General features: G+C 70.7%; 20 protein-coding genes. 10 read left to right on the forward strand and 10 right to left on the reverse strand.

Annotation, left to right across the window (positions count from 1 at the left end; translation table 11 throughout):
- Window positions 1-11: 11 nt before the first annotated feature.
- Complete coding sequence (locus tag A3G1_RS0103365; protein WP_018348054.1) at window positions 12-518, forward strand: GNAT family N-acetyltransferase; 507 nt, start codon at window positions 12-14, stop codon at window positions 516-518.
- Window positions 519-563: 45 nt separating this feature from the next.
- Here A3G1_RS0103365 and A3G1_RS0103370 read toward each other — a convergent pair whose 3' ends face one another.
- The 6 genes from A3G1_RS0103370 to A3G1_RS0103395 all read right to left on the reverse strand — a co-directional run bounded on the left by A3G1_RS0103370 (window position 564) and on the right by A3G1_RS0103395 (window position 6,487).
- Window positions 564-1,859: a DUF58 domain-containing protein gene (locus tag A3G1_RS0103370; RefSeq protein WP_018348055.1), complete on the reverse strand. Its 1,296-nt coding sequence runs from the start codon at window positions 1,857-1,859 to the stop codon at window positions 564-566.
- A complete protein-coding gene (locus A3G1_RS0103375; RefSeq protein WP_245563428.1) occupies window positions 1,856-2,908 on the reverse strand; it encodes an AAA family ATPase in 1,053 nt (350 codons plus the stop codon). Before A3G1_RS0103375 ends, A3G1_RS0103370 begins: the two co-directional genes overlap by 4 nt.
- Window positions 2,909-2,916: 8 nt before the next feature.
- On the reverse strand, window positions 2,917-4,368 hold the full coding sequence (locus tag A3G1_RS41300) for a DUF4350 domain-containing protein (RefSeq protein WP_018348057.1): 1,452 nt from the start codon (window positions 4,366-4,368) through the stop codon (window positions 2,917-2,919).
- Entirely contained in the window at window positions 4,365-4,931 is a 567-nt protein-coding gene (locus tag A3G1_RS0103385) for a DUF4129 domain-containing protein (protein ID WP_026211775.1), read from the reverse strand. Before A3G1_RS0103385 ends, A3G1_RS41300 begins: the two co-directional genes overlap by 4 nt.
- Complete coding sequence (locus tag A3G1_RS0103390; RefSeq protein ID WP_018348059.1) at window positions 4,928-5,695, reverse strand: hypothetical protein; 768 nt, start codon at window positions 5,693-5,695, stop codon at window positions 4,928-4,930. Before A3G1_RS0103390 ends, A3G1_RS0103385 begins: the two co-directional genes overlap by 4 nt.
- Before the next feature lie 135 nt (window positions 5,696-5,830).
- Window positions 5,831-6,487, reverse strand: a complete 657-nt coding sequence (locus A3G1_RS0103395) for a FadR/GntR family transcriptional regulator (protein ID WP_018348060.1) — start codon at window positions 6,485-6,487, stop codon at window positions 5,831-5,833.
- A 49-nt stretch (window positions 6,488-6,536) separates the two neighbouring features.
- Between A3G1_RS0103395 and A3G1_RS0103400 the strand changes: the two genes are divergently transcribed.
- The 7 genes from A3G1_RS0103400 (at window position 6,537) to A3G1_RS0103430 (ending at window position 15,032) form a co-directional block, all read left to right on the forward strand.
- Window positions 6,537-7,793 (forward strand): CynX/NimT family MFS transporter, encoded by a 1,257-nt coding sequence (locus tag A3G1_RS0103400; protein ID WP_018348061.1) that lies wholly within the window; start codon window positions 6,537-6,539, stop codon window positions 7,791-7,793.
- Window positions 7,794-7,897: 104 nt separating this feature from the next.
- Entirely contained in the window at window positions 7,898-8,587 is a 690-nt protein-coding gene (gene mtrA, locus A3G1_RS0103405; RefSeq protein WP_026211776.1) for an MtrAB system response regulator MtrA, read from the forward strand.
- Window position 8,588: 1 nt separating this feature from the next.
- On the forward strand, window positions 8,589-10,268 hold the full coding sequence (mtrB, locus tag A3G1_RS32920) for an MtrAB system histidine kinase MtrB (protein WP_018348063.1): 1,680 nt from the start codon (window positions 8,589-8,591) through the stop codon (window positions 10,266-10,268).
- A complete protein-coding gene (locus A3G1_RS0103415; RefSeq protein WP_018348064.1) occupies window positions 10,261-12,108 on the forward strand; it encodes an LpqB family beta-propeller domain-containing protein in 1,848 nt (615 codons plus the stop codon). The genes mtrB and A3G1_RS0103415 overlap by 8 nt, the downstream gene beginning before the upstream one ends.
- 145 nt (window positions 12,109-12,253) lie before the next feature.
- On the forward strand, window positions 12,254-12,961 hold the full coding sequence (locus A3G1_RS32925) for a ComF family protein (RefSeq protein WP_018348065.1): 708 nt from the start codon (window positions 12,254-12,256) through the stop codon (window positions 12,959-12,961).
- A 197-nt stretch (window positions 12,962-13,158) separates the two neighbouring features.
- Window positions 13,159-13,773, forward strand: a complete 615-nt coding sequence (hpf, locus tag A3G1_RS0103425; protein WP_018348066.1) for a ribosome hibernation-promoting factor, HPF/YfiA family — start codon at window positions 13,159-13,161, stop codon at window positions 13,771-13,773.
- A 209-nt stretch (window positions 13,774-13,982) separates the two neighbouring features.
- Window positions 13,983-15,032 (forward strand): GNAT family N-acetyltransferase, encoded by a 1,050-nt coding sequence (locus tag A3G1_RS0103430; RefSeq protein ID WP_018348067.1) that lies wholly within the window; start codon window positions 13,983-13,985, stop codon window positions 15,030-15,032.
- 1 nt (window position 15,033) lies between these two features.
- Here A3G1_RS0103430 and A3G1_RS0103435 read toward each other — a convergent pair whose 3' ends face one another.
- Complete coding sequence (locus A3G1_RS0103435) at window positions 15,034-16,122, reverse strand: GNAT family N-acetyltransferase (protein WP_018348068.1); 1,089 nt, start codon at window positions 16,120-16,122, stop codon at window positions 15,034-15,036.
- A 148-nt stretch (window positions 16,123-16,270) separates the two neighbouring features.
- On the opposite strand from A3G1_RS0103435, the gene secA reads away from it, so the two are divergent.
- Complete coding sequence (gene secA, locus A3G1_RS0103440; RefSeq protein WP_026211777.1) at window positions 16,271-19,123, forward strand: preprotein translocase subunit SecA; 2,853 nt, start codon at window positions 16,271-16,273, stop codon at window positions 19,121-19,123.
- Window positions 19,124-19,252: 129 nt separating this feature from the next.
- On the opposite strand, the gene A3G1_RS0103445 is transcribed toward secA, so the two are convergent.
- Both A3G1_RS0103445 and A3G1_RS0103450 read right to left on the reverse strand, forming a co-directional pair.
- On the reverse strand, window positions 19,253-19,798 hold the full coding sequence (locus tag A3G1_RS0103445) for an Rv3235 family protein (protein WP_018348070.1): 546 nt from the start codon (window positions 19,796-19,798) through the stop codon (window positions 19,253-19,255).
- A 67-nt stretch (window positions 19,799-19,865) separates the two neighbouring features.
- Window positions 19,866-20,102, reverse strand: coding sequence for a helix-turn-helix domain-containing protein (locus A3G1_RS0103450; RefSeq protein ID WP_018348071.1), 237 nt, complete (start codon window positions 20,100-20,102; stop codon window positions 19,866-19,868).
- 88 nt (window positions 20,103-20,190) lie between these two features.
- Here A3G1_RS0103450 and A3G1_RS0103455 point away from each other — a divergent pair, with 88 nt between their 5' ends.
- Window positions 20,191-20,694 (forward strand): DUF6912 family protein, encoded by a 504-nt coding sequence (locus A3G1_RS0103455; RefSeq protein WP_018348072.1) that lies wholly within the window; start codon window positions 20,191-20,193, stop codon window positions 20,692-20,694.
- Here A3G1_RS0103455 and A3G1_RS0103460 read toward each other — a convergent pair.
- The gene (locus A3G1_RS0103460; protein WP_018348073.1) at window positions 20,660-21,649 is read right to left on the reverse strand and encodes a hypothetical protein; all 990 of its coding nucleotides are present in this window, start codon (window positions 21,647-21,649) and stop codon (window positions 20,660-20,662) included. The genes A3G1_RS0103455 and A3G1_RS0103460 overlap by 35 nt on opposite strands.
- Window positions 21,650-21,702 lie beyond the last annotated feature (53 nt).

Genomic DNA, 21,702 nt, shown 5'->3' on the forward strand with positions numbered 1-21,702 from the left:
CATCCGTGCCCATGGTGATCGTGCGTGACTTCCGGGCCGCTGACGCCCCGGTGCTGTGGACCCTGAGCACCCTGCCGAACATCGGCGCGACGGCCGACCCTGACCGGCCCCTCGCGCTGCCCCCGGCGGCCGAGGCGCCAGCGGCCTTCTCCGACCTGGCCGACATCCCCGGCGAGTTCGACGCCTTCGTGGTCGCCGAGTACGAGGGGCACATCGTCGGCATGGGTGGCTTCGCCCGCAACGACCAGGGCCAGGCGGAGGTGTACCGCGTCCGCGTGCATCCGGCGACCCGGCGGCTCGGGGTCGGCCGGGCCGTGATGGCCGGGCTGGAGTCCCGCGCGGCGGAGCTGGGCCTCACCGAGATGTACCTCGACACCGCCACGAACCAGCCGGAGGCCGTCGCCTTCTACCGTGGACTCGGCTACGAGGAACTGGGCACGGAGACGCGGCCGGAGTGGACGTGGACTCTCGTGTACTTCCGCAAGGTCCTCACCGCGTATTCGTCCACGTCGGACTGAGGTGGGCCGCTCCGGTCCCGGTACAAAATAGTCAAGAATGCGGGTCTAGAGGCGGCCGGTGGCCTTGAGGTGCAGATAGAGATCCGCGACGGCCGGTGCGTACTGGTCGGCAGGGGCGTCGACCACATGGACGCCGTGTTTGCGCAGCACAGCGGCGACGCGGCGGCGTTCGGTGAGGGTGCGCTCGGCCGCTGCCGCCGTGTAGATGTCAGGAACCGTGCTGCGCTGTGCCGCCAGCTGCTCGACCTCCGGGTCGTGGACGGCGGCGAGGATCACGGTGTGCTTGGCGGTGAGGCGGTTCAGGATCGGGAGCAGGCCCTCGCCCAGCGCTCCCGGTTCCAGCGCGGTGAACAGGACGACCAGGGCCCGTTTGCGTTCCCGGCGGAGCACCTCGGCCACGACCAGCCCGAAGTCCGTCTCGACCAGCGCGGGCTCCAGCGGGGCCATCGCCTGCACGATCTTCGGCATCAGGGTCGCCTGGCTCGCGCCCTCCACCGCTGCCCGGACGGCGGTGTCGACCGCCAGGAAGTCCACCCGGTCGTTGGCCCGCGAGGCCAGCGCTGACAACAACAGCGCCGCATCCAGCGCCGAGTCGAGCCGGGGAGCGTCGCCGACCCGGGCTGCCGAGGTCCGTCCGGTGTCGAGGACACACAGGACCCGCCGGTCGCGTTCCGGCCGCCAGGTCCGGACGACCACCGTCTCGCGGCGCGCCGTGCCCCGCCAGTCGATCGACCGGACGTCGTCGCCGACCACGTACTCCCGGAGCGCGTCGAACTCCGTGCCCTGCCCGCGCCCCTTCGTCACGACCGAGCCGTCGAAGACACGCAGCCGGGCCAGCCGTTCCGGCAGGAACTTCCGGGACGTGAAGGGCGGCAGCACGCGGACCGTCCACGGCGCGGCGAGCTTCCTCGACTGCCGGTAGCCGAAGCGCAGCGGCCCGTAGGACCTCACCACCACCTGCTCGGCGAGCCGGTCGCCCCTCCGGGTCGGCTGGAGCGTGTTCTCGCAGGTCAGATGCTCACCCGGCCCGAGAGTGAACACGAACTTGCCCCGCGAGGCCCCCGCCGACGGCGGCCAGACATCGCGCAGCTCGGCCCGCAGGTCACTCAGCCCGGCGTTCGTGACGGTCAGCCAGACCGCCCCCGAGTCACCGAGCCGCAGCTGCCGCACGCCGTCCCTGCCCAGCCTGACTCGCGACAGGGGAGTAGCCGCCAGGACGTCGATCCCCGCGACCAGCAGAACCACCACGATGTACCCGGCCAGCGCCAGCCACGGAGCCGGCCACAGCGGCAGGGTCAGCAGAGCCAGCGCGAGCAGCCCGGCCGGCCGCCAGGTGATCATCGGGGGGTGGGCACGGTCGCCAGCACCGCCTCCAGTACCCCGTCGGCGGTCACGCCCTCCAGCTCCACCTCGGGCCGGACCCGGATCCGGTGCCGGAGCGTCGGCCGGGCCAGCGCCTTCACGTCGTCGGGGGTCACGTAGTCCCGCCCGGCCAGCCACGCCCACGCCTTCGACGTGTTGAGCAGGGCCGTCGAGCCACGCGGCGAGGCGCCCAGCTCCAGCGACGGCGACTGCCGGGTGGCCCGGCACAGGTCGAGCACGTACCCGATGACCTCGTCAGCCACCGCCACCTGCCGGACGGCCTGCCGCGCGACGGCCAGGTCGGCGGCGTTGGCCACCGGCTTGACGTGGCTCAGGTCGCGCGGGTCGAAGCCCTGGTGGTGGGCGCGGAGCACGGCGAACTCGGCGTCGCGGTCGGGCAGCGGCACGTTCAGCTTCAGCAGGAACCGGTCGAGCTGGGCCTCCGGCAGCGGATACGTGCCCTCGTACTCCACCGGGTTCTGGGTGGCGGCCACCACGAACGGGTCCGGCAGCTGCCTGCCCACGCCGTCCACAGAGACCTGACGCTCCTCCATCGCCTCCAGCAGCGAGGACTGCGTCTTCGGCGGCGTCCGGTTGATCTCGTCGGCGAGCAGCAGGTTCGTGAAGACCGGCCCCTCGCGGAACTCGAACCGTGAGCTGTGCGCGTCGTAGATCAGCGAGCCGGTGACATCACCCGGCATCAGGTCCGGGGTGAACTGCACGCGCTTGGTGTCCAGCTCCAGTGCCGCGGCCAGGGTCCGGACGAGCAGCGTCTTCGCCACGCCCGGCACGCCCTCCAGCAGCACGTGACCCCGGCAGAGCAGCGCGATCACGACCCCGGTCACGACCGCGTCCTGCCCGATCACGACCTTGCCGACCTCGGCCCGCAGGCTGTTCAGCGCCTCCCGGGCGCTCTCACTCGTGCCAGCACCGGCGAAACCACTGTCCACCACGCCTCCACCGTTCAGGTCCGCGTTGACGTTCACGTCCACCGTCTCTCCCGCCGTGCCGCCCATATCCCCGCTCATGCCCGTACTCACTGCTTCCCGCCCGGAGCGTCGCTCAGGACGAGCAGTACCAGCCGATCCAGCGCACCCGTCAGCTGCAGCAACTCGGCGTCGCCCCGCGCCTGCCCGTACAGGATCCGGTGCACCTGGTCCTCCGGTACGCGCGACCGCCAGGCGACGGCCGGAACGAGTTCCGCAGGCCCGGCCGAGGCCCGCAACCCGAGTACGGGCAGCATCCGGTGCATGGCTGCCGCCCGCAGCGCGTCGAGCGCCGTGTCCCGGGCCTTGGCGCGGGCGTACAGCCGGCCACGGCCGGTGACCGTCTCCGCCGAGCGCACCACGACCGGCAGCTTCTCCGCGGCAGGTCCGCCCAGCCGCCGGGCCCTGGCCAGCGCGACCAGCAGTGCCGCGAACAGCAACCCGACGGCGATCGCCCACACCCACGGCGGGAAGGCGCCCCACAGTGGATTGGGAGGCTCGCTGGCTTCGGAATTCTCGTCCGGCGGCGGCTTCCTGTCACCGCCACCAGACCCGCCGCCCTCGCCCCGCGCGTCACCGTACGGAACGATGTAGCAGGTCACGGCCGGCTGCGGAGTCGGACCGGTCCGGTCGGGCTCCCGGCACACCTCACGAGGGACCGGCGAGCCACTCGGCAGCGGAGTGCACAGCACGCCCGGGGCCGGGTTCGGGTTCTTCGCGCCGGGCGGGCACGGGTTCTTGTACTTCGACCGGGTCGGCAGCGGCGACTTCGTCGGCTCGGGCTTCGGGATCAGGCTGTGCTGGTCGGCCCACGCGACCTTCCCGTACCTGCTCAGCAAGGCCACGGCCAGCGCAGCGTTGCCGTGCTCGCCGATCCGCTCGTCGAGGAACGGGTCGGCTGCCCCGGCCAGGACCAGCTCGGCGCCGTTCAGCCGCATCGCGTGCAGGCTCCCGCCGTAGCAGGAGACGCCGGGGCCGGTGAAGACGGCGTTCCCGATCGCGACGTCGCCCTCAGGTACCTCCCGGAGCGCGCACTCGCCGCGCGGCACCACCGCCGTCGTCCACCGCCCGCCACCAGCCCTCGGCCGGTCCGTCGCGGCCATCCGGCCGGTGATCTGCCCGAGTGTCCCGGTACCCGGCTCGACGAGGACGACGCGCACGCCGGCCGGCAGCTCGTCCAACCTCTCGGCCTGCTCGGCCGTGAGGTACCCGGGAGCCGGGATGAACAGCGTCGTGTCCCGGCGCAGCGCGGCCCGCATCGCCTGCTCGATCGTGGCGTACCGGTTGACCTCCACGCCGCGCTCGGCCAGCATCCCGCTCAGCGTCTGCCCGGAGAACCGGTGCCCGCCCTCGGGGTCCGCGAAGTCCTCGTCGGACGGCGAAGGCGAGTTCACGAGTCCGAAGACCACGGTGATCACGACAACGACCAGCGCGACGATCAGCGGCGCGAGAATGTTGAGCCGCTTCCACAGCAGCGGCCGTTTCGGCAGTGAGCGCTTCACAACTGCTCTCCCAGCGCCCGCATCCGCTGGTCCATAGCGGCCGTCGCGTCCCGCCCGCCGTACCAGACATCCGAGAAGATGCTGCTGGCCTCCCGCAGCGACGGAGCCGACTGGGGCTGCCGGGTACCGGCCGCCGCCGCGAACTCTGTCACCGTCCACCCGGGCTGGTGCTCGATGACGCCCCGTTCCACGAGCCGCCGCACCATGCCCCGCAGCCGCTCCCGGATCGCCTCCGCGTACCTGCCGGACGCCGCGTACTGGTCAGCCAGCGACAACAGCACGGCGGCAGGCACCTCGGGCACCTCGTCGCTGGCGGCCTGCTCCGGCTTCGGCGCGGCCTCCGGTACGTCCAGGACCTCGGGCTTCGTCTTCCTCCGCCGCCACCGGGGCCGCCACGCGAGCAGCCGGCCGGGCAGCGTGAGCCACGTACGCCACCAGGCGCGCGCCGCCATCACGAACAGCGCGAGCAGCACCAGCAGCACGAAGAGCCCGGCGATGCCACCGGGCACGTGGTCGGCGATCGCGGCGGCCATTTCCGACCACCACCGGGCGAGTCCGGTCACCGCGCCGCCCGCAGGACGGTGTCGGGGGTGGACGTGCGGCCCAGCTCGATGTCCAGGCCCTCGACGCGCATCCTGTTCTCCAGGTGCAGCAGGACGTCGAGGCAGGCCAGCGCCGGGTACGCGATCGCGTTGATCAGCAGCGTCCCTGCCGCCCGGTACCAGCTGCCGTCCAGGTCGAGCATCTCCAGCCCCCAGGCCGCCGCCCCGATGAACGCGAGCCGGATCAGCACCCACGCCCCGTACCCGAGCAGCCGGATCCCGCCGGCCCGCATCCCGCCGGCCGTCACGAGCCGGACCGACCGGCCCAGGCTCCCGAACGGCCCGCACCTGTCGATCACCGCGATCGGCACGGCCAGCCCGAGCAGTGCGTACACCACGAGCCACGGCACACCGCACATCAGCGCCGCCACACCGGTCAGCACGGTCACGAGCACGGTGGTCACGATCGGGGAGGCCAGCGAGCCGGGCACCCCGCCCAGGTCGCGGAGCACCGCACGGCTGGCGAGGATCGCGAGCACGCTGATGGCCAGGCACTCCAGCACCATGCCCAGGGTCAGCAGCAGGAACCGGTCGCCCATGCCCTCGTTGTGCACGAGGAACCGCCGGATCGGCGGGACCGCGTCCCACAGCGGCGTCAGCAGCACCTGCTCGGCCGCCGCGAGCCCCAGCCCGGTCAGCAGCAGCGGCTTCGCCCGGGTACGCAGCAGCTCGGTGGCGGCGTCCAGCAGCTCGCCCACGGAGAGCGGCCGGGTCGGAAGCGCCACGCCACCCCCTCACGCTCAGCCGATCCGAATGGCCCTCATCTTGGCACAGCCCCGCCATCCCTCACTGTCCCGCGACCACCACCCCAAACCAAGATCAAACCCGTTCGGAGGTACCGGGAGAGCCAGGCCCCAGCCTCACTCGGTCAGGAACGCCTGGGCCTCCATCGCCGCCGCCTCGGCGTCTCCGGCGCGGATCGCCTCGACCAGCCGGGTGTGGTCCACGTACACGTCGGGGGTCAGCGCGTGCCCGACCACGTGTTCCAGGCTGGCCCGCAGCGCCGAGCCGAAGTCGGCGTACAGGTCGGCCAGCACCGGGTTGTGCGCGCAGTCCACCACGACCGAGTGCAGGTCGGAGTCCGCCTGGATGAACAGCTCGGCGTCTCCGCTGCGCCAGGCTTCCTCCCGGGCCGCGAGGGCCGCGTCGAGCCGGGTGATGTCCTCGGCTGTCCGGCGCCGGGCGGCGAGCCGGGCCGCCTCCACCTCGAAGGCCCGCCGGACCTCGATCACGTCCCGGTGCTCGGCGTCGGCGACGCGCCGGGCCACCGCCGAGGACAGCTCACTCGCCGCCAGCACGTACGTGCCGGAGCCCTGGCGGCAGTCCAGCAGGCCGGCGTGGGAGAGGGCCTTGACGGCCTCCCGGAGGGTGTTGCGGCCCACGCCGAGCCGGGCGGCCAGTTCGGGCTCCGGTGGGATCCGCGCGCCGACCGGCCACTCGCCGCCGGTGATCTGTGTCCGCAGCTGGGCGATCACCTGGCTGACCAGCGGAGATCTCGCCGTCGACTCCAGTGGCATCCCGCACACTCCCTATCCCCAAGTCATCCCATGATTCTACGATTACCGGGTGGTAGCCGTAACCGTAGAGCAGAACAGCAAGCGGTGGCTGGCCGCCGAGGGCACCGGCCTGGTCCTGCTGGGCATCATTCTCGTCGCCCTGAACCTGCGGCCAGCAGTCACCAGTCTGGGCGCACTCCTGGACGAGGTCCGGGCCGGCCTGCACCTGTCGGGCACGATGGCCGGGCTGGTCACGACACTGCCCGTCCTGTCGTTCGCCGCGTTCGGCGCGCTCACCCCGGCACTGGCCCGCCGCTTCGGGCCGCACCGGATCCTGTCGTCCTCCGTCGCGCTGCTCGCCGCCGGGCTGGTCGCGCGGGCGCTGACCGACTCGGCACTCGTCTTCTTCGTGACCAGCGCCCTGGCTCTCGCCGGGATCGCTTCGGCCAACGTCCTCCTCCCCGGCCTGGTCAAGCACCACTTCCCGGACAAGGTCGGCCTGGTCACCGGCGCGTACACGATGACGCTGACCCTCGGGGCGCTGCTGGCCGCGGCCACCACCGTCCCGGTCGCCCACGCGCTCGGCGGCTGGCACGCCGGGCTGGCGATCTGGGCGGGCGTCGCGGCCGTGGCCGTGCTGCCCTGGCTGTTCCTCCGCCGGCGTGACCGTGGCCTGGACAGCGCCGCGGCCGCCCGGTCCGCCGTCAGGCCGTCCCGCACGGCGATCGGCTGGGCGCTGGCGGTCTACTTTGGCACCCAGTCGCTCAACGCGTACGTGATCATGGGCTGGCTGCCGCAGATCTACCGGGACTCCGGCTTCTCCGCCAACACCGCAGGCCTCCTCGTCGCCGGGATCATGGCCACCGGCATCCCGCTCGCGTTCTTCATGCCATCCCTCGCCGCCCGCCGCCCCGACCAGCGGATCGTCGTGGTCGCGCTGAACGCCTGCTATGCCGTCGCGTACCTCGGCCTGCTGCTCGCCCCCGTCCAGGGCGTGCTCGTGTGGACACTCCTGTTCGGCCTCGGCCAGGGCGCCTTCCCGCTCGCGCTCGCCATGATCGGGCTGCGTTCGCGGACGCCGGAGGGCACCGTGGCGCTGTCGGCCTTCGCGCAGAGCGCCGGGTACCTGATCGCGGCCCTCGGCCCGATGCTCGTCGGCACCCTCTACGCCACGACCGGCGGCTGGACAGCCCCGCTCCTCGTCCTCCTCGCCGTGGTCGCGGTCCAGGGCGGCGCTGGCCTCCTGGCCGGCCGCCCCCGGTACCTGGAAGACACTGCGCTCACGCACCGTGAAGACGCGGCATTCAGCCGGAAAGAGCCACAATGAAGCTGCCGTGACGACGGCCTGAATGTGGAGCGAAGGTCTCGGCGCAGCACCGATCCGTCGGCGGGTACCCTTGGGCACCCCTAGTAGATGGAAATATGGACAGCATGAGAGCTCGCGTACTGGTCGTTGACGACGACCCCGCCCTGGCCGAGATGCTGGGGATCGTGCTGCGGAGCGAGGGCTTCGCGCCGTCCTTCGTCGCCGACGGTGAACGTGCCCTGCCGGCGTTCCGGGAAGCCCGGCCAGACATCGTGCTGCTCGATCTGATGCTGCCCGGCATGAGCGGCATCGACGTGTGCCGCATGATCCGTGCCGAGTCCGGCGTGCCGATCGTCATGCTGACCGCCAAGAGTGACACCGTCGACATCGTGCTCGGCCTGGAGTCCGGCGCCGACGACTACGTCGTGAAGCCGTTCAAGCCGAAGGAACTCGTCGCCAGGGTCCGCGCCCGGCTGCGCAGCGGCGGGGACAACACGCCAGAGGTGCTGACGGTCGGCCCGGCCGGCTCCCAGGTGATCATCGACGTGCCGGCCCACACCGTGATCAGGGAGGGCGAGGAGGTCAAGCTGACCCCGCTCGAGTTCGACCTGCTGGTCGCGCTGGCCCGCAAGCCCCGCCAGGTCTTCACCCGCGAGGTGCTGCTGGAGCAGGTCTGGGGCTACCGGCACGCCGCGGACACCCGCCTGGTGAACGTGCACGTCCAGCGGCTCCGGGCGAAGATCGAGCGCGACCCGGAGCGGCCGGAGATCATCCTGACCGTGCGCGGCGTGGGGTACAAGGCCGGCGTCGCCTGACATGGAATTCCTGCGCCGGCTGCTGGAGCCGGGCCTGGCCCGGCTCACCAGGGCTTGGCACGGCTCCCTGCACCTGCGAGTCGTGTCGATCACCCTGGTGTCGTCGACGCTGCTCGTGGTGACCTTCAGCTGGCTGCTGGCCTCGCAGATCACCGCCGGCCAGGTCGGTACCCGGCTCGAGCACGCCAAGCAGGAGCTGGAGAAGGGCCGGACGTTCCTGGAGCCGCAGCTGGCGACCCGGACGGATCCCAAGGCGCCCGGCCTCAACGACCTGCTCGTCTACTATGCCCGGCTGCGGTCGGACAACCAGCCGGACGGCCGGGACAAGTACTACGTGCTGATCAAGCCGGACGCGACCATGGAGAACTTCAGGGTCTACCCGCAGTCGCGTCCGGAGACCCCCTCGGGGAAGAGCATCGAGTACCTGGTGCCACCCGAACTAGCCCGGCTGGTCGAGGGCGACCCCGGCAAGATCGGCGACGAGGGGACCGGGGAGGCGAACGCCTACCAGTACACCCGGATCGACCCGGACGGTAACGGCGAGCGGCCCTTCATCGTGGTCGGGACCAAGGTCCGGTCGGCGATGAACGCCGACTTCTACCTCTACTACTTCTTTCCGCTGAACGACGAGGTCGCCTCGGCCAACAGCGTGCGCAACACGGTGATCGTGGCGGGCGTGGCGCTGGTCCTGCTGCTCGCGCTGCTGTCGGCGCTGGTCACGCACCTCGTCGTCGGCCCGGTGCGGATCGCGGCCCGCACGGCGCACCGGCTGTCGGCCGGGCTGCTCGACCAGCGGATGGAGGTCAAGGGCTCCGACGACCTGGCTGGCCTGGCCACCAGCTTCAACCAGATGGCCGCGAACCTCCAGAGCCAGATCAACCGGCTGGAGGAGATGTCCCGGCTGCAACGCCGGTTCACCTCCGACGTCTCCCACGAGCTGCGGACCCCGCTGACCACCGTCCGGATGGCCGCCGACCTGATCTTCTCGAGCCGTGAGGACTTCGACCCGGCCGTCTCGCGCAGCGCCGAGCTGCTCCAGGCCGAGCTGGACAGGTTCGAGGACCTGCTCACCGACCTGCTGGAGATCAGCAGGTTCGACGCGGGGTTCGCCCAGCTGGACACCGAGGCCGTCGACCTGGTGCCGATCGTGCGGCGGGTCGTCGACCGGCTGCACACGCTGGCCGACCGGGCGGGCGTGGCGCTGGAGGTCGACGTGCCGGCCGAGCCGGTGATCGCCGAGGTGGACCCGCGCCGGGTCGAGCGGGTGCTGCGCAACCTGGTCGGCAACGCCGTCGAGCACGGCGAGCGCCGCCCGGTACTGGTCACCCTGGCCGCCGGCGAGGGCGCGGCGGCCGTGACGGTCCGCGACCACGGCATCGGGCTCAACCCCGGCGAGGAGAAGCTGGTCTTCAACCGGTTCTGGCGCGCCGACCCGTCCCGGGCCCGGCAGACCGGCGGTACCGGGCTCGGCCTGTCGATCAGCCTGGAGGACGCCCGCCTGCACAACGGCTGGCTGGAGGCGTGGGGCGCACCAGGCCTGGGCGCACAGTTCCGGCTGACCGTGCCGTTGCGGGCAGGCGACCGGCTGCTGTCCTCGCCGCTGCGGCTCGTACCGGCAGACGCCGAGGCCGAACTCGGCCCGATCCCGCCCGACGAGCCGCTGGAGAGCCGGCATGCGTAGCCGTCTGATCATCGCAGGGCTCGTGGCCGTGCTGGGCCTCGGCGGGTGCGGGGTGCCGGACTCCGGGCCAGCCATCGGGTACGGCCCGGCGCGCGGCTCCGCCCCGGGCAAGACGTCCGGCGAGGGTACCCGCTCGGGTGAGATCGACCCGACGGAGCCGGCCAACGCGGTGAAGGGCTTCATGGAGGCGGCGCTGGGCATGCCGGAAGCGAACGCCGGGCTGGTGAAGCAGTACATCGCCGAGCAGCCGAGCCAGTCGTGGAAGCCGGTCACCGAGGACGTCACGATCGTCAGCGGTACCTACAAGGAGGAGCGTCGCGAGGACGCCATCCCCGCCGCCGACGGCACCAGGAGCCAGGTGGCGATCGTTTCCTTCACCGGCCGGATCGTCGGCGTCCTCCACAACGGGTATCTGGACCGCACCGGCGCCGGCGACTACACCTACGAGTTCACGGTGCACGGCGAGTTCCAGCGCAGCAATCGTGGCAACCGCTGGCTGGTGACCAACCCGCCGGACAGGCTGATGCTGCAGCAGTCGGTCCTGGAGGACTCCTACCCCGAGGTCCTGGTCTACTTCCAGCTCAAGGACGCCGAGCGGCTGGTGCCGGACGCGCGCCGGATCCCGCCGAACATCGTCCTGCCCGACCGGCACAAGCTCCTGGCCAACTGGCTGATCGCTGGGCCGCGCCCCGGGCTGGGCGAGGTGGCGCAGACGGCCTTCCCCGCGAACACGCTGCTGCGCAGTGTGCCGGTCGAGTCGCCAGCCGGCGGCGGAGCGCTCACAGTGGACCTGTCCGTGAACGCGGACGTGCCGGACCGGGTGGAGGGGATGGTGGCGCAGCTCCTGCACACCTTCGGCCGCCCGCGGATCGACCTCCAGATCGGTGGCGGGAAGAAGCCGCTCGGCGAGGGCAAGCAGCCGACCTGGGAGACGTTCGCCGGGTGGAATCCGGTGGTCGGGCTGAGCAGGGCCAAGCCCGCGTACATCACGGACGGCAAGGTCGCGATCTTCAAGCCGGAGCAGCAGACCGGCCCCGGAGGCAACCAGCCCAGCCCCGGCAACGTGCCGAAGGTCCTGGCCGAAGGCAACGTGCAGGGCAAGGTCCTCTGGGCCGGATCCCTGTACGACTACGGCGTGCTCGTCGTCGCCGACGAGAACGGCAAGGCCCGCCTGAAGGTGGCCAACGGCACCCTCTCCGGTGTCCCCAGCTACACGACTCTCGACCAGGAGTTCGGCCCGCAGGTCACCAGCCAGCCGGAGATGTTCCGCCGGGGGTCGCAGTCGGTGGCGCTGGCCGGGGCCGGGTCGGCGCTGCTGCTGGTCACTACCGTCCCGCCGAAGGCGGAGCTGGTGACCGTCGAGGGCGGCGGTGACCTGCCAGGCACCGGCTCGATCACCTCGGTAGCTGTCGCGCCGGACGGCGTGCGGGTCGTCTACGTCCGTGGCAACCGGCTCTACACGGCCATCCTGGCGGGCAACCGGCTCGTCGGCCCGGCCGAGGTCCTCAGCGGCAACGGCAAGCAGGCCATCACGCAGCAGGTCTACGCCGCCTCCTGGAACAGCGAGTCGGGCGTGGTCGTCTCCGCTGGCAACAGCCTCTTCCAGGTGCCGTTCACCGGCCTGGGCGTCAAGCCGCTGGCCTCGCAGCTCTACACGGCCGCTGTCGACATCGCCTCCTACGTGCCGGACCCGGTGGCCCCGTCGGGCACGATCGCCGCCACGCATCCGACCGCGCCGGAGCCGGTGGTCGAGGTCGCCGACAAGGTCTGGCTCAAACCCCCCGCCACATCGGGGACCCCGGGCGGCAGGCCTGGTAGCAAACCGTTCCTCGTCAGCTGAGTCCTCTTCAAAACCCTTTCTTTTTACCTGCTGCGCGAGCGCACCCTGCTCACCCAGCACCTCCGCCTGCCCGGGTTATCCACAGCCCCCGCCAGCCTGTGGATAACCCGGCCCGGCCAGCTCCGCGGCACAGCATGCTCGGCTCATGCCCCTTCCAGCCCCCGTCAGCGACCTCCTCGACCTGGTCCTCCCGTCCGCGTGCCCCGGCTGCGGCGGCCCGGGACAGCTCTGCCATTCGTGCCACGCGCAGTTGGCCGTCCCTCCCACCCGCGCGGCCCCCGATCCCGTACCGGACGGGCTGCCGCCCTGCCTGGCCATCGGCGAGTACACGGGCGTGCTCCGTGACCTGGTCCTCGCCTACAAGGAGCGCGGCCGGCGCGGGCTGGCCCGGCCGCTCGGCGCGGCGCTGGCCCCGGCGGCCGCCTGGCTGGCCCAGGGCGGGCCGGTGCTCCTGACCCCCGTCCCGAGTACCAGGGCCGCGATCCGGAGCCGCTGGATGGACCACACGGCCCTGCTGGCCCGCTCGGCGGCGGCCACCCTCCGCTCAGCCGGGTACGAGGCCGGGGTGTCCCGGCTCCTGAGGGCGCTGCCCCGCCCCGACTCGGCCGGGCTCTCGGCCACCGAGCGCGCCACCGCAGCCGCCGCCGCGTACCAGCTCCGCGCGGGGCCCGGGACGGCTCGCCCACCGGGTCCCGTCGTGCTTCTCGACGACGTACTGACAACCGGGTCCACCCTCGCGGCAGTCGCACATCGGCTACGGTCTGTAGACATAGAGATCTGCGGAGCAATTGTGCTCGCAGCGACCCGCCGCCGGAGGGGGGTAATCGGCGAGGCGCAGGCCGAAACGCCATGACTCGCCGGTAGTTAAGAGAACAAGGGGTGACGAACGGCCGAACTCGCGTTAGCGTCTAGGGCCAGAGCACTCTTCATCCGGTGAGGAGGTCGGGCGGTAAGCACTATCCGGCTGGCGCCACCAGACAGGAGCGCCCAGTCGGCCCTCACCTGGGCAAACGTCCAGGTTACCCCAGATCGACAAGGGGGAGGTCTGCCGTGGAAATTGTCGTCAAAGGACTCAACGTCGAGGTGCCGGACCACTACCGCGTGCACGTTGCGGAAAAGCTGGCGAAGATCGAGCGTTACGACCACAAGGTCTATCGCGCCGACGTCGAGTTGTTCCATGAACCGAACAGGCGACAGCACGACAAGAGCCAGCGAGTGGAGATCACGCTCGCATCACGAGGTCCCGTCATCCGTTCCGAGGCATGCGGGAAAGACTTCTATACCGCCCTCGACTTGGCGGTCACCAAAATCAACGCCCAGCTCCGCCGAGCGGCGGACCGGCGCAGGGTGCACAGGGGGGCCCGCACGCCGGTGTCGGTGGCAGAGGCCACCGCCGCACTCAGCGCCCAGCAGATGGCACAGCTCTTCGGCGCACCGTCCGCAGTGGAGAATCCCGCAGACGGATACGACCAGGATGAGCACCTGCCGGGCCAGATCGTCAGGGAGAAGACCCACGCGGCCGAGCCGATCACCATCGACGACGCGCTCTCCCAGATGGAGCTCGTGGGACACGACTTCTTCCTGTTCCTGGACAAGGAATCCGGGCACCCCAGCGTCGTGTACCGGCGAAGGGCCTACGACTACGGCGTAATCCGCCTTACCTAGTGCCGGCCCGCTGAGAGCGAATCTTGACTGCGCATCACGGCCTCCCACGTACAACACCGGTACGAGGGAGGCCGTGATGCTTGCCAGATTCGCTCTCAGCGGGCCACCTCGCCTTCGATCAAGAGCGAGAGCAACAGCCAGATCAAGAGCTCGTATCAAGAGCTCGTATCAGGAGCGAAGTGGTGGGCTGGGTTAGGTAGGGTCCGGGAGTGATCATCCTTCGGCCGCTCCGTGAATCCGATGCCGACGACCTCGCGTTGGCCTGCAACGATCCGCTGATCCAGCGTTTCGTGCCGACCCTGCCCGCCCCGTACCAGCGCGACCATGCACTGTGGTGGATCACGCAGGGCGCGCCGACGGTCGAGGCGCACGGCGGTCAGGTGTGGGCGATCGCCGACCCGGCGACGGACCGGCTGCTGGGCAGCGTGGCCGTGCAGCCCGGCACCCTCGGGTACTGGGTCGCGCCGTGGGCCCGCCGTCGTGGTGTGGCCACCGAGGCGGCGAAGCAGGGTGCGGCGTGGGCGTTCGCGCGCGGCCAGCACCGGGTGGAGCTGATGACCCGCGCCGAGAACCACGCCAGCCAGCGGGTGGCGCTCGCGGCCGGCTTCCGCCCGGAGGGTACGCGGCGGGCGGCTGAGCGCGACCGCGACGGCGTCTGGCACGACATGCTGATCTGGTCGCGGCTGCCGGGCGACCCGCCGGGGCCGGTCGGGCGGCTCATCCCTGACCTGCCGGGTGGCGAGCTCACCGACGGCGTGGTCACGCTGCGCCCTGCCGGGCCAGAGCACGCCGACGACCTGTTCGGGCTGTGGACGCTGCCGGACGTGGTGGCGACCAGCGTGCCGCCCGAGGTACCGAGCCGCGAGGAGGTCGCGAGGCGCTGCGAGCTGGCCCCGGCCATGTGGCTGACCGGCAACAGCGTCGACCTGGTGATCCTGGACGCCGCCACGGGCGGGTTCGCGGGGGAGATCAGCCTGTTCTACCAGGAGCCGCCGACCGGTCAGGCGATGATCGGGTACTCGGCGTGGCCGGCCTTCCGTGGCCGCGGGTACACGACGCGGGCTGCGAACCTGATCGCGGAGTGGGCGTTCAAGCACGTCGGGGTGAAGCGGCTGATCGCCGGGACGAACCCGTCCAACGCCGGCTCGCAGAAGGTACTGGAACGGGCCGGGTTCAACCGGGAGGGCTACCAGCACTCCCGGTTGCCCGGTGCCGAGGGCACGAGGATCGACGACATCCTCTGGGCCCGGCTCCCGTAGGTCAGCGCGGGTCGGTGGCCAGGATCGCGGCGAGCCAGCAGTTCACGCGCTCGCCGCGGTGCGGGAGCCTGGCGCGCTGGAGACCCTCGATCGTGAACCCGGCCTTCTCCGCGACCCGGCGGGACGCGAGGTTGTCCTCGTGGGCCCGCCACTCGATCCGCTCCAGGCCGAGGGTGTCGAAGCCCCAGGCAGTGACGGCCCGCAGCGCTGCGGTCGCGTAGCCATTGCCGCGCGCCGACGGGCTGATCAGGTAGCCGATGTCGGCGGTCTTCGCGCCGTAGGAGTCGAGGCGCAGGTCGATGTTGCCCGCCCACTCGCCGTCCGGCCCGCAGATCGCGAACACTGCGGCTTCGCCGGCGATCCACTGCCTGCGGGTACGAGCGGGGAAGCTGGCCGCCATCTCCGCCGTGTAGCCGTGGGGGACGGACGTCCAGCGCAGGATGTCCTCGTCGAGGCATGCCTCGTGCAGGCGGGGCGCGTCGCGGTCCTCCACCGGGCGGAGCGTCACGCCGTCACCGGCGATGACCGGCTGCTCGGCGGAGAAGGCCCGGGTCTGCCGGCCGTCCACCGTCACCGGCTCGGCGGGTACCTCGCCGGGGAGCAGCGCACCCTCCCAGCCGTCGACCGGCTCGCCGTCCCGGTCGATCAGAGCCTTGCGCTGGACGGCCTCCATGACGAAGCCCGCCCGCTCGGCGACCAGCCGCGACGCGTGGTTCCCGATCTTGGCGCGCCAGAGCAGCCGCTGGATGCCGAGGTTGGCGAAGGCCCACTCCGAGAACAGCATCAGCGCGCGGGTCGTGACGCCACGGCCGCGGGCCCACGGCGTGACCCAGTACCCGACCTCGGCGACCCGGGCGTCAGCGTCGTGACCCACGACACCGATCGAGCCGAGCAGCTCGCCGTCAGGGGCGAAGATGCCGAACATGTCCGGGCTGGCCGACCTGACGAAGCCCTCCGCGTGCTCCGGCAGGTACGGCACTGGCACGCGGGTCCAGCGCTGGATCGCGGGGTCCTGGCAGGCCCGGTACACGGCTTCCGCGTCGCCCGGCTGCCAGGGCCGGAGGGTGAAAGTATCGGTGCTGAGTTCCATCCGCTGATCCTGCCGCACATCGCTCCCCAGTACGAACGTGATAAAACCGCTGATGAATGGATGAACCGTTAGTACGGGGTGGGGTCGTCAGAGGGGGGAATGCCGCCTACGATGGGTCCTGCGAATACCTCCCAGGGAGTGCTGACCCGTGTCGATTCTTGAAAAGATCCTTCGCGCCGGCGAAGGCCGCATGGTGCGCAGGCTGAAGGCCATTGCTGACGCCGTGAACTCGCTCGAGGACAACTATGTTGACCTCTCCGACGAGGAGCTGCGCGAGCAGACCACGCTGTTCAAGGAGCGGCTGGCCGAGGGTGAGACCCTCGACGACCTCCTGCCGGAGGCGTTCGCCGTCGTCCGAGAGGCGACCAAGCGCGTGCTCGGCAAGCGGCACTACGACGTCCAGATCATGGGCGGCGCCGCGTTGCACTTCGGCAACATCGCCGAGATGAAGACCGGTGAGGGCAAGACCCAGACCGGCCTGCTCCCGGCGTACCTGAACGCGCTGGCCGGCAAGGGCGTGCACATCGTCACGGTCAACGACTACCTCGCGCAGCGTGACGCCGAGTGGATGGGCCGGGTGCACAACTTCCTCGGCCTGACCGTCGGCGCGATCCTGCCGAACCAGACGCCGGCCGAGCACAAGGCCGCGTACGCGTGCGACATCACGTACGGCACGAACAACGAGTTCGGCTTCGACTACCTGCGCGACAACATGGCGTGGTCGCGGGAGGAGATGGTCCAGCGCGGGCACTTCTTCGCGGTGGTCGACGAGGTCGACTCGATCCTGATCGACGAGGCCAGGACCCCGCTGATCATCTCCGGCCCGGCCGAGCACGCCGCCCGGTGGTACGAGGAGTTCGCCCGGATCGTCGCCAAGCTCACGAAGGGCGAGGACGCCCACTACGAGGTCGACGAGTCCAAGCGGACCATCGCCGTCTCCGAGAAGGGCGTGGCCCGGGTCGAGGACCTGCTGGGCGTGGAGAACCTCTACGAGTCGGCGAACACCCCGCTGGTCGGCTACCTGAACAACGCCATCAAGGCCAAGGAGCTGTACAAGAAGGACAAGGACTACATCGTCAACGACGGTGAGGTCCTGATCGTCGACGAGTTCACCGGCCGCATCCTGCACGGCCGGCGGTACAACGAGGGCATGCACCAGGCCATCGAGGCCAAGGAGAAGGTCGAGATCAAGCAGGAGAACCAGACGCTCGCGACTGTCACCCTGCAGAACTACTTCCGGCTGTACGAGAAGCTGTCCGGCATGACCGGTACGGCGCAGACCGAGGCCGCCGAGTTCAACAAGGTGTACAAGGTCGGCGTGGTCTCCATCCCGACCCACCGGCCGATGATCCGGGTCGACCGCTCCGACGTCATCTACAAGACGGAGAAGGCCAAGTTCGAGGCCGTCGTCGAGGACATCGCCGAGCGCCACGAGCTGGGCCAGCCGGTCCTCGTCGGCACGGTGTCCGTGGAGAACTCCGAGCTGCTGTCCTCGATGCTCTCCAAGCGCGGCATCAAGCACTCCGTGCTGAACGCCAAGTACCACGCGCGTGAGGCCGAGATCGTCGCCCAGGCCGGGCGCAAGGGCGCCGTCACGGTCGCCACCAACATGGCCGGCCGTGGTACGGACATCCTCCTCGGTGGCAACGCCGAGTTCACGGCGGCTGCCGAGCTGCGCAACCGTGGCATCGAGGAGGACGACGAGAAGTACGCCGAGCTGTGGGAAGAGGCTCTGGAGCGCGCCGAGGAGACCTGCTCGAACGAGCAGGACGAGGTCATCGAGGCCGGCGGCCTGTACGTGCTGGGCACCGAGCGGCACGACTCGCGCCGGATCGACAACCAGCTCCGTGGCCGCTCGGGCCGTCAGGGTGACCCGGGCGAGTCCCGGTTCTACCTGTCACTGCAGGACGACCTGATGCGCCGGTTCCGTTCCGGTGCTGTCGAGGCCGTCATGGACCGGTTCAACATCCCCGAGGACGTGCCGATCGAGTCCAAGATGGTCTCCCGGCAGATCAAGGGCGCCCAGACCCAGATCGAGAGCCAGAACGCCGAGGCCCGCAAGAACGTCCTCAAGTACGACGAGGTGCTGAACAAGCAGCGCACCGTCATCTACGAGGAGCGCCGCCGGGTGCTCGACGGCGAGGACCTGCACGAGCAGGTCCAGCACATGATCGACGACACGATCACCGGCTACGTGCAGGGTGCGACCTCCGACGGCTACGCGGAGGACTGGGACCTCGAACAGCTCTGGACGGTGCTCAAGCAGACCTACCCGGTCGGCGTGACCATCGAGGAGCTGGAGGAGGAGGTCGACGGCCGCGACGGCATCGAGGCCGAGTGGCTGCTCGACAAGCTCAAGGCGGACATCAACCAGGCCTACGAGAACCGCGAGGCTGAGCTCGGCTCGGAGACCCTGCGTGAGCTGGAGCGGCAGGTCCTCCTCTCGGTGATCGACCGCAAGTGGCGCGAGCACCTGTACGAGATGGACTACCTCCAGGAGGGTGTCGGCCTGCGTGCCTACGCCCAGCGCGACCCGCTGGTCGAGTACCAGCGCGAGGGCTTCGACATGTTCAGCCAGATGCTCGAGGGCGTGAAGGAGGAGACGGTCTCCTACCTGTTCAACCTCGAGGTCCAGGTCGAGGAGCCCGCTCCGGCAGCGGAGCCCGGTGACATGGCCGTGCCGATCCCGGTGTTCGGCGAGTCCGAGGGTGAGGCTGAGGAGCCCGATCAGCACGTCGAGATCCACGCCAAGGGTCTCGGCCCGCGTGGCCCGCAGCAGCTGCACTACTCGGCTCCGGCGATCGACGGCGAGGCTGGCGCTGGCGGCGTCGTCCACCACGAGGAGGTCCCGGCGGCCTTCGGCGGCCCGGCCTCCCCGCTCGCGGCAGGCTCGAAGCGCCCGGCCGCCGGCCAGAAGGTCGGCAGCGGCCCGTCGCGTAACTCGCCGTGCCCCTGCGGCTCCGGCAAGAAGTACAAGAAGTGCCACGGAGCCCACGAGTAGGTGGTGCCGACCCGCTGAGCGAAAATCTGAGCTGCGCAACGCAAAAGCCCGTGTACAACCAGTACACGGGCTTTTGCGTTGCTTGTCAGATTTCCGCTCAGCGGGCCACCTCGCGTTAGATCAAAAGCATCACTTCAGGTCAGGTTTGCGGGGGCCGGTGGGGCGGATGGCTTCCAGGTAGGTGCAGATCCAGGACTCGTAGGGCTTTTCGAGGCGGAGGGTCATGGCCCAGATCCGGCCGGCCCGGCTCAGCATCGCGACAGCTTCGACGATGCCGGCGACGGGGGAGAAGACGCGCAGCGACTGGAGCGCGACCGGGCCGCTGGCGTCCTGCTGCTGGCTCAGGTCCAGGAGCATCTTCTGGTACGCGGCGGGGGTGCACCGGCGGCTGAGCTGCGGCGGGGTGCGGTGCCCGGTGAGGACTTCCCGGTAGAGCTGGAGGAACTGGGCCGCGGCGCGCTGGGCCGGGCCCTCGGCTTCGGTGACGACGCGGGTGCGGCGCGGCCGGGTTCCCGCGGGGCCCGCCGGGCGGCGGCCCGCTCCGGTACGCGGGGCGCGGGGGTAGTGGGCGGTGGGCTCGTCCGTGAGGCACCGGCCGCCGCAGCAGTGGCCGGCGCAGCACTCGTCCTGTTCGTACGGCGGCTCGCATGGTGGTACCGGACCAACCGTGATCATCCCCGAACCCTTCGTTTGCCTCCGTTTGCGTTCAGGTGTTTGTACTAGCTTCGGGCAGCCGATGTGGTCAGTTATCCGACAGGTCCGGTTCGCCGGTCAGCGGGTTGGCCTGGATCCATGCGGCCGTCTCGGCGTACATCCGCTCGATGTACCGCTCGAGTTCGACCCGCTCGACCCGCCACTGCCCGCGCCCGCCGATCTTGATGCCGCGCAGCTCCCCGCTGCGGACCAGGTGGTAGACCTGGGAGGCGGAGACGTTGAGCTGCTCGGCGACGTCGGACAACGGGAGAAACCGTGGCTCCATTGGTGTGTGCCTCCGCGGCGGGGGGTACGGTTTCCTTAGTTTGCCACCGGTTGCCGCCGGTCGCCCCCATAGGCCTAAGGAGAAGCAGATGCGGGTCTACATCCCGGCGACCATCCCGGTCCTGGCCCTGCTGCGGGACAAGGGCGAGCTGGGCGGGCCGCTGACCGCGCACGCCGTCACCCCGGCGCTCCGCGAGTGGTACGCCGAGGGGGACGAGGAGGAGCTGGAGTACGCCGCGTTCACGTCGGCGGCCCAGTCCGCGCTCCAGCTGCTGCGGCTGGACTCCTCAGCGCCGAGCCGCCGGGCGGTGATCTCCGCCGACGTGTCCGACATCGGCGTGCGGGTCACCCACGAGCTCGGGTCGAGCATGGTGGAGCTGGCTCATCCGGTAACCCTGAAGGGGGTTGCCGCCCTGCACATCGACGACGCGGAAGCGGAGGCGGACGTCGAGGCGGCAGTGGCCGTGATCCTCGAAGCCCTGGCGGGAGACGCCGACGCGCAGTTCACTGTGGACGGCACCGAGGACCACGACCTGTCGTGGTACGACGTTTCGGAGCTCAGTCAGCTTCTGGGTCAGTTTCCGGCTCAGTGACCTCGCGGCGCCTGGGCTTGAGCGTGCGGCCGTAGGCGATCATCGCGGCGAGCGAGCCGGCGAAGAACAGCACCATGCCCTCGGGCAGCCGGCTGCGCAGGTCGATCGTCATCAGGTCGCCGATCAGGCCGCCCATGCCGGCCACCTTGGTCAGCATGACCCGCCCGGCGATCTGGTTGAAGCCGATGGCCACGAGTGAGGTCAGCCCCGCGAAGCCACCGGCGGCCAGGTACGCGGGCCAGCGGTAGGTCACGCCGGACCGGCGCGCCCCGAAGGCCAGGTACCGGAAGGCGACGACGCCGGAGACGATCCCGGCCAGCAGCGCGGTGAACAGCATGACCCGCTGGCTGGCCGTGTGCTGGGCGTCGATCGTGTTGCCGGAGCCGAAGCTGCTGGTCAGCTTGGACTGGAAGAGCTGGAGCAGCACGTTAGCGATGAACATGCCGTAGAGGCCGGTGACGCCGGCCGCCAGTACCCGGGCCGGGCGGACCGCCGCGAGGGCCCCGCCGATGATTGCTGCGGCGCCCAGGCTGAGCAGCGCGACGGCGGCGATCCGGTTCTCCTTGATCAGGAGAGCGGTGAGCCCGGCGGCGACGAGCGCGGCGAGCAGGCCACCGGCCGCGCCGGCCACGACCCGCACGACGGGGGACAGCTGCCTGCGCTCGGCCAGCTTGAGGCTGGTGAACAGGCCAGCCGCCACGCCCAGGGCCAGCGCGGTCGTGATCGGGATGTAGAGCAGCGGAGCGGCGTCCATGACGGCAGAGTCCGCGTCGGCGTACCTGGCGATGGTCCCGCGCAGTGAGCCGAGCGTCGCGGCGACCCAGAACAGGCCGATGCCTGCCAGGATCAGCGCGCTGCCGGTACGCAGCTCCGGAACGGCCCTCGCGGGGGTGACCGGGGCCACAGTTTCCGGGTCTGCCGGTGCTTCAACGGCGACCTCGCCGGGTTTGCTCATCGGGCTTACTCCATCGACGCGGGGGTGACAGCATTCGAGGGTACGTGTGTGAT

Source organism: Longispora albida DSM 44784 (genome assembly GCF_000379825.1).
GTDB classification, from domain to species: Bacteria; Actinomycetota; Actinomycetes; order Mycobacteriales; family Micromonosporaceae; genus Longispora; species Longispora albida.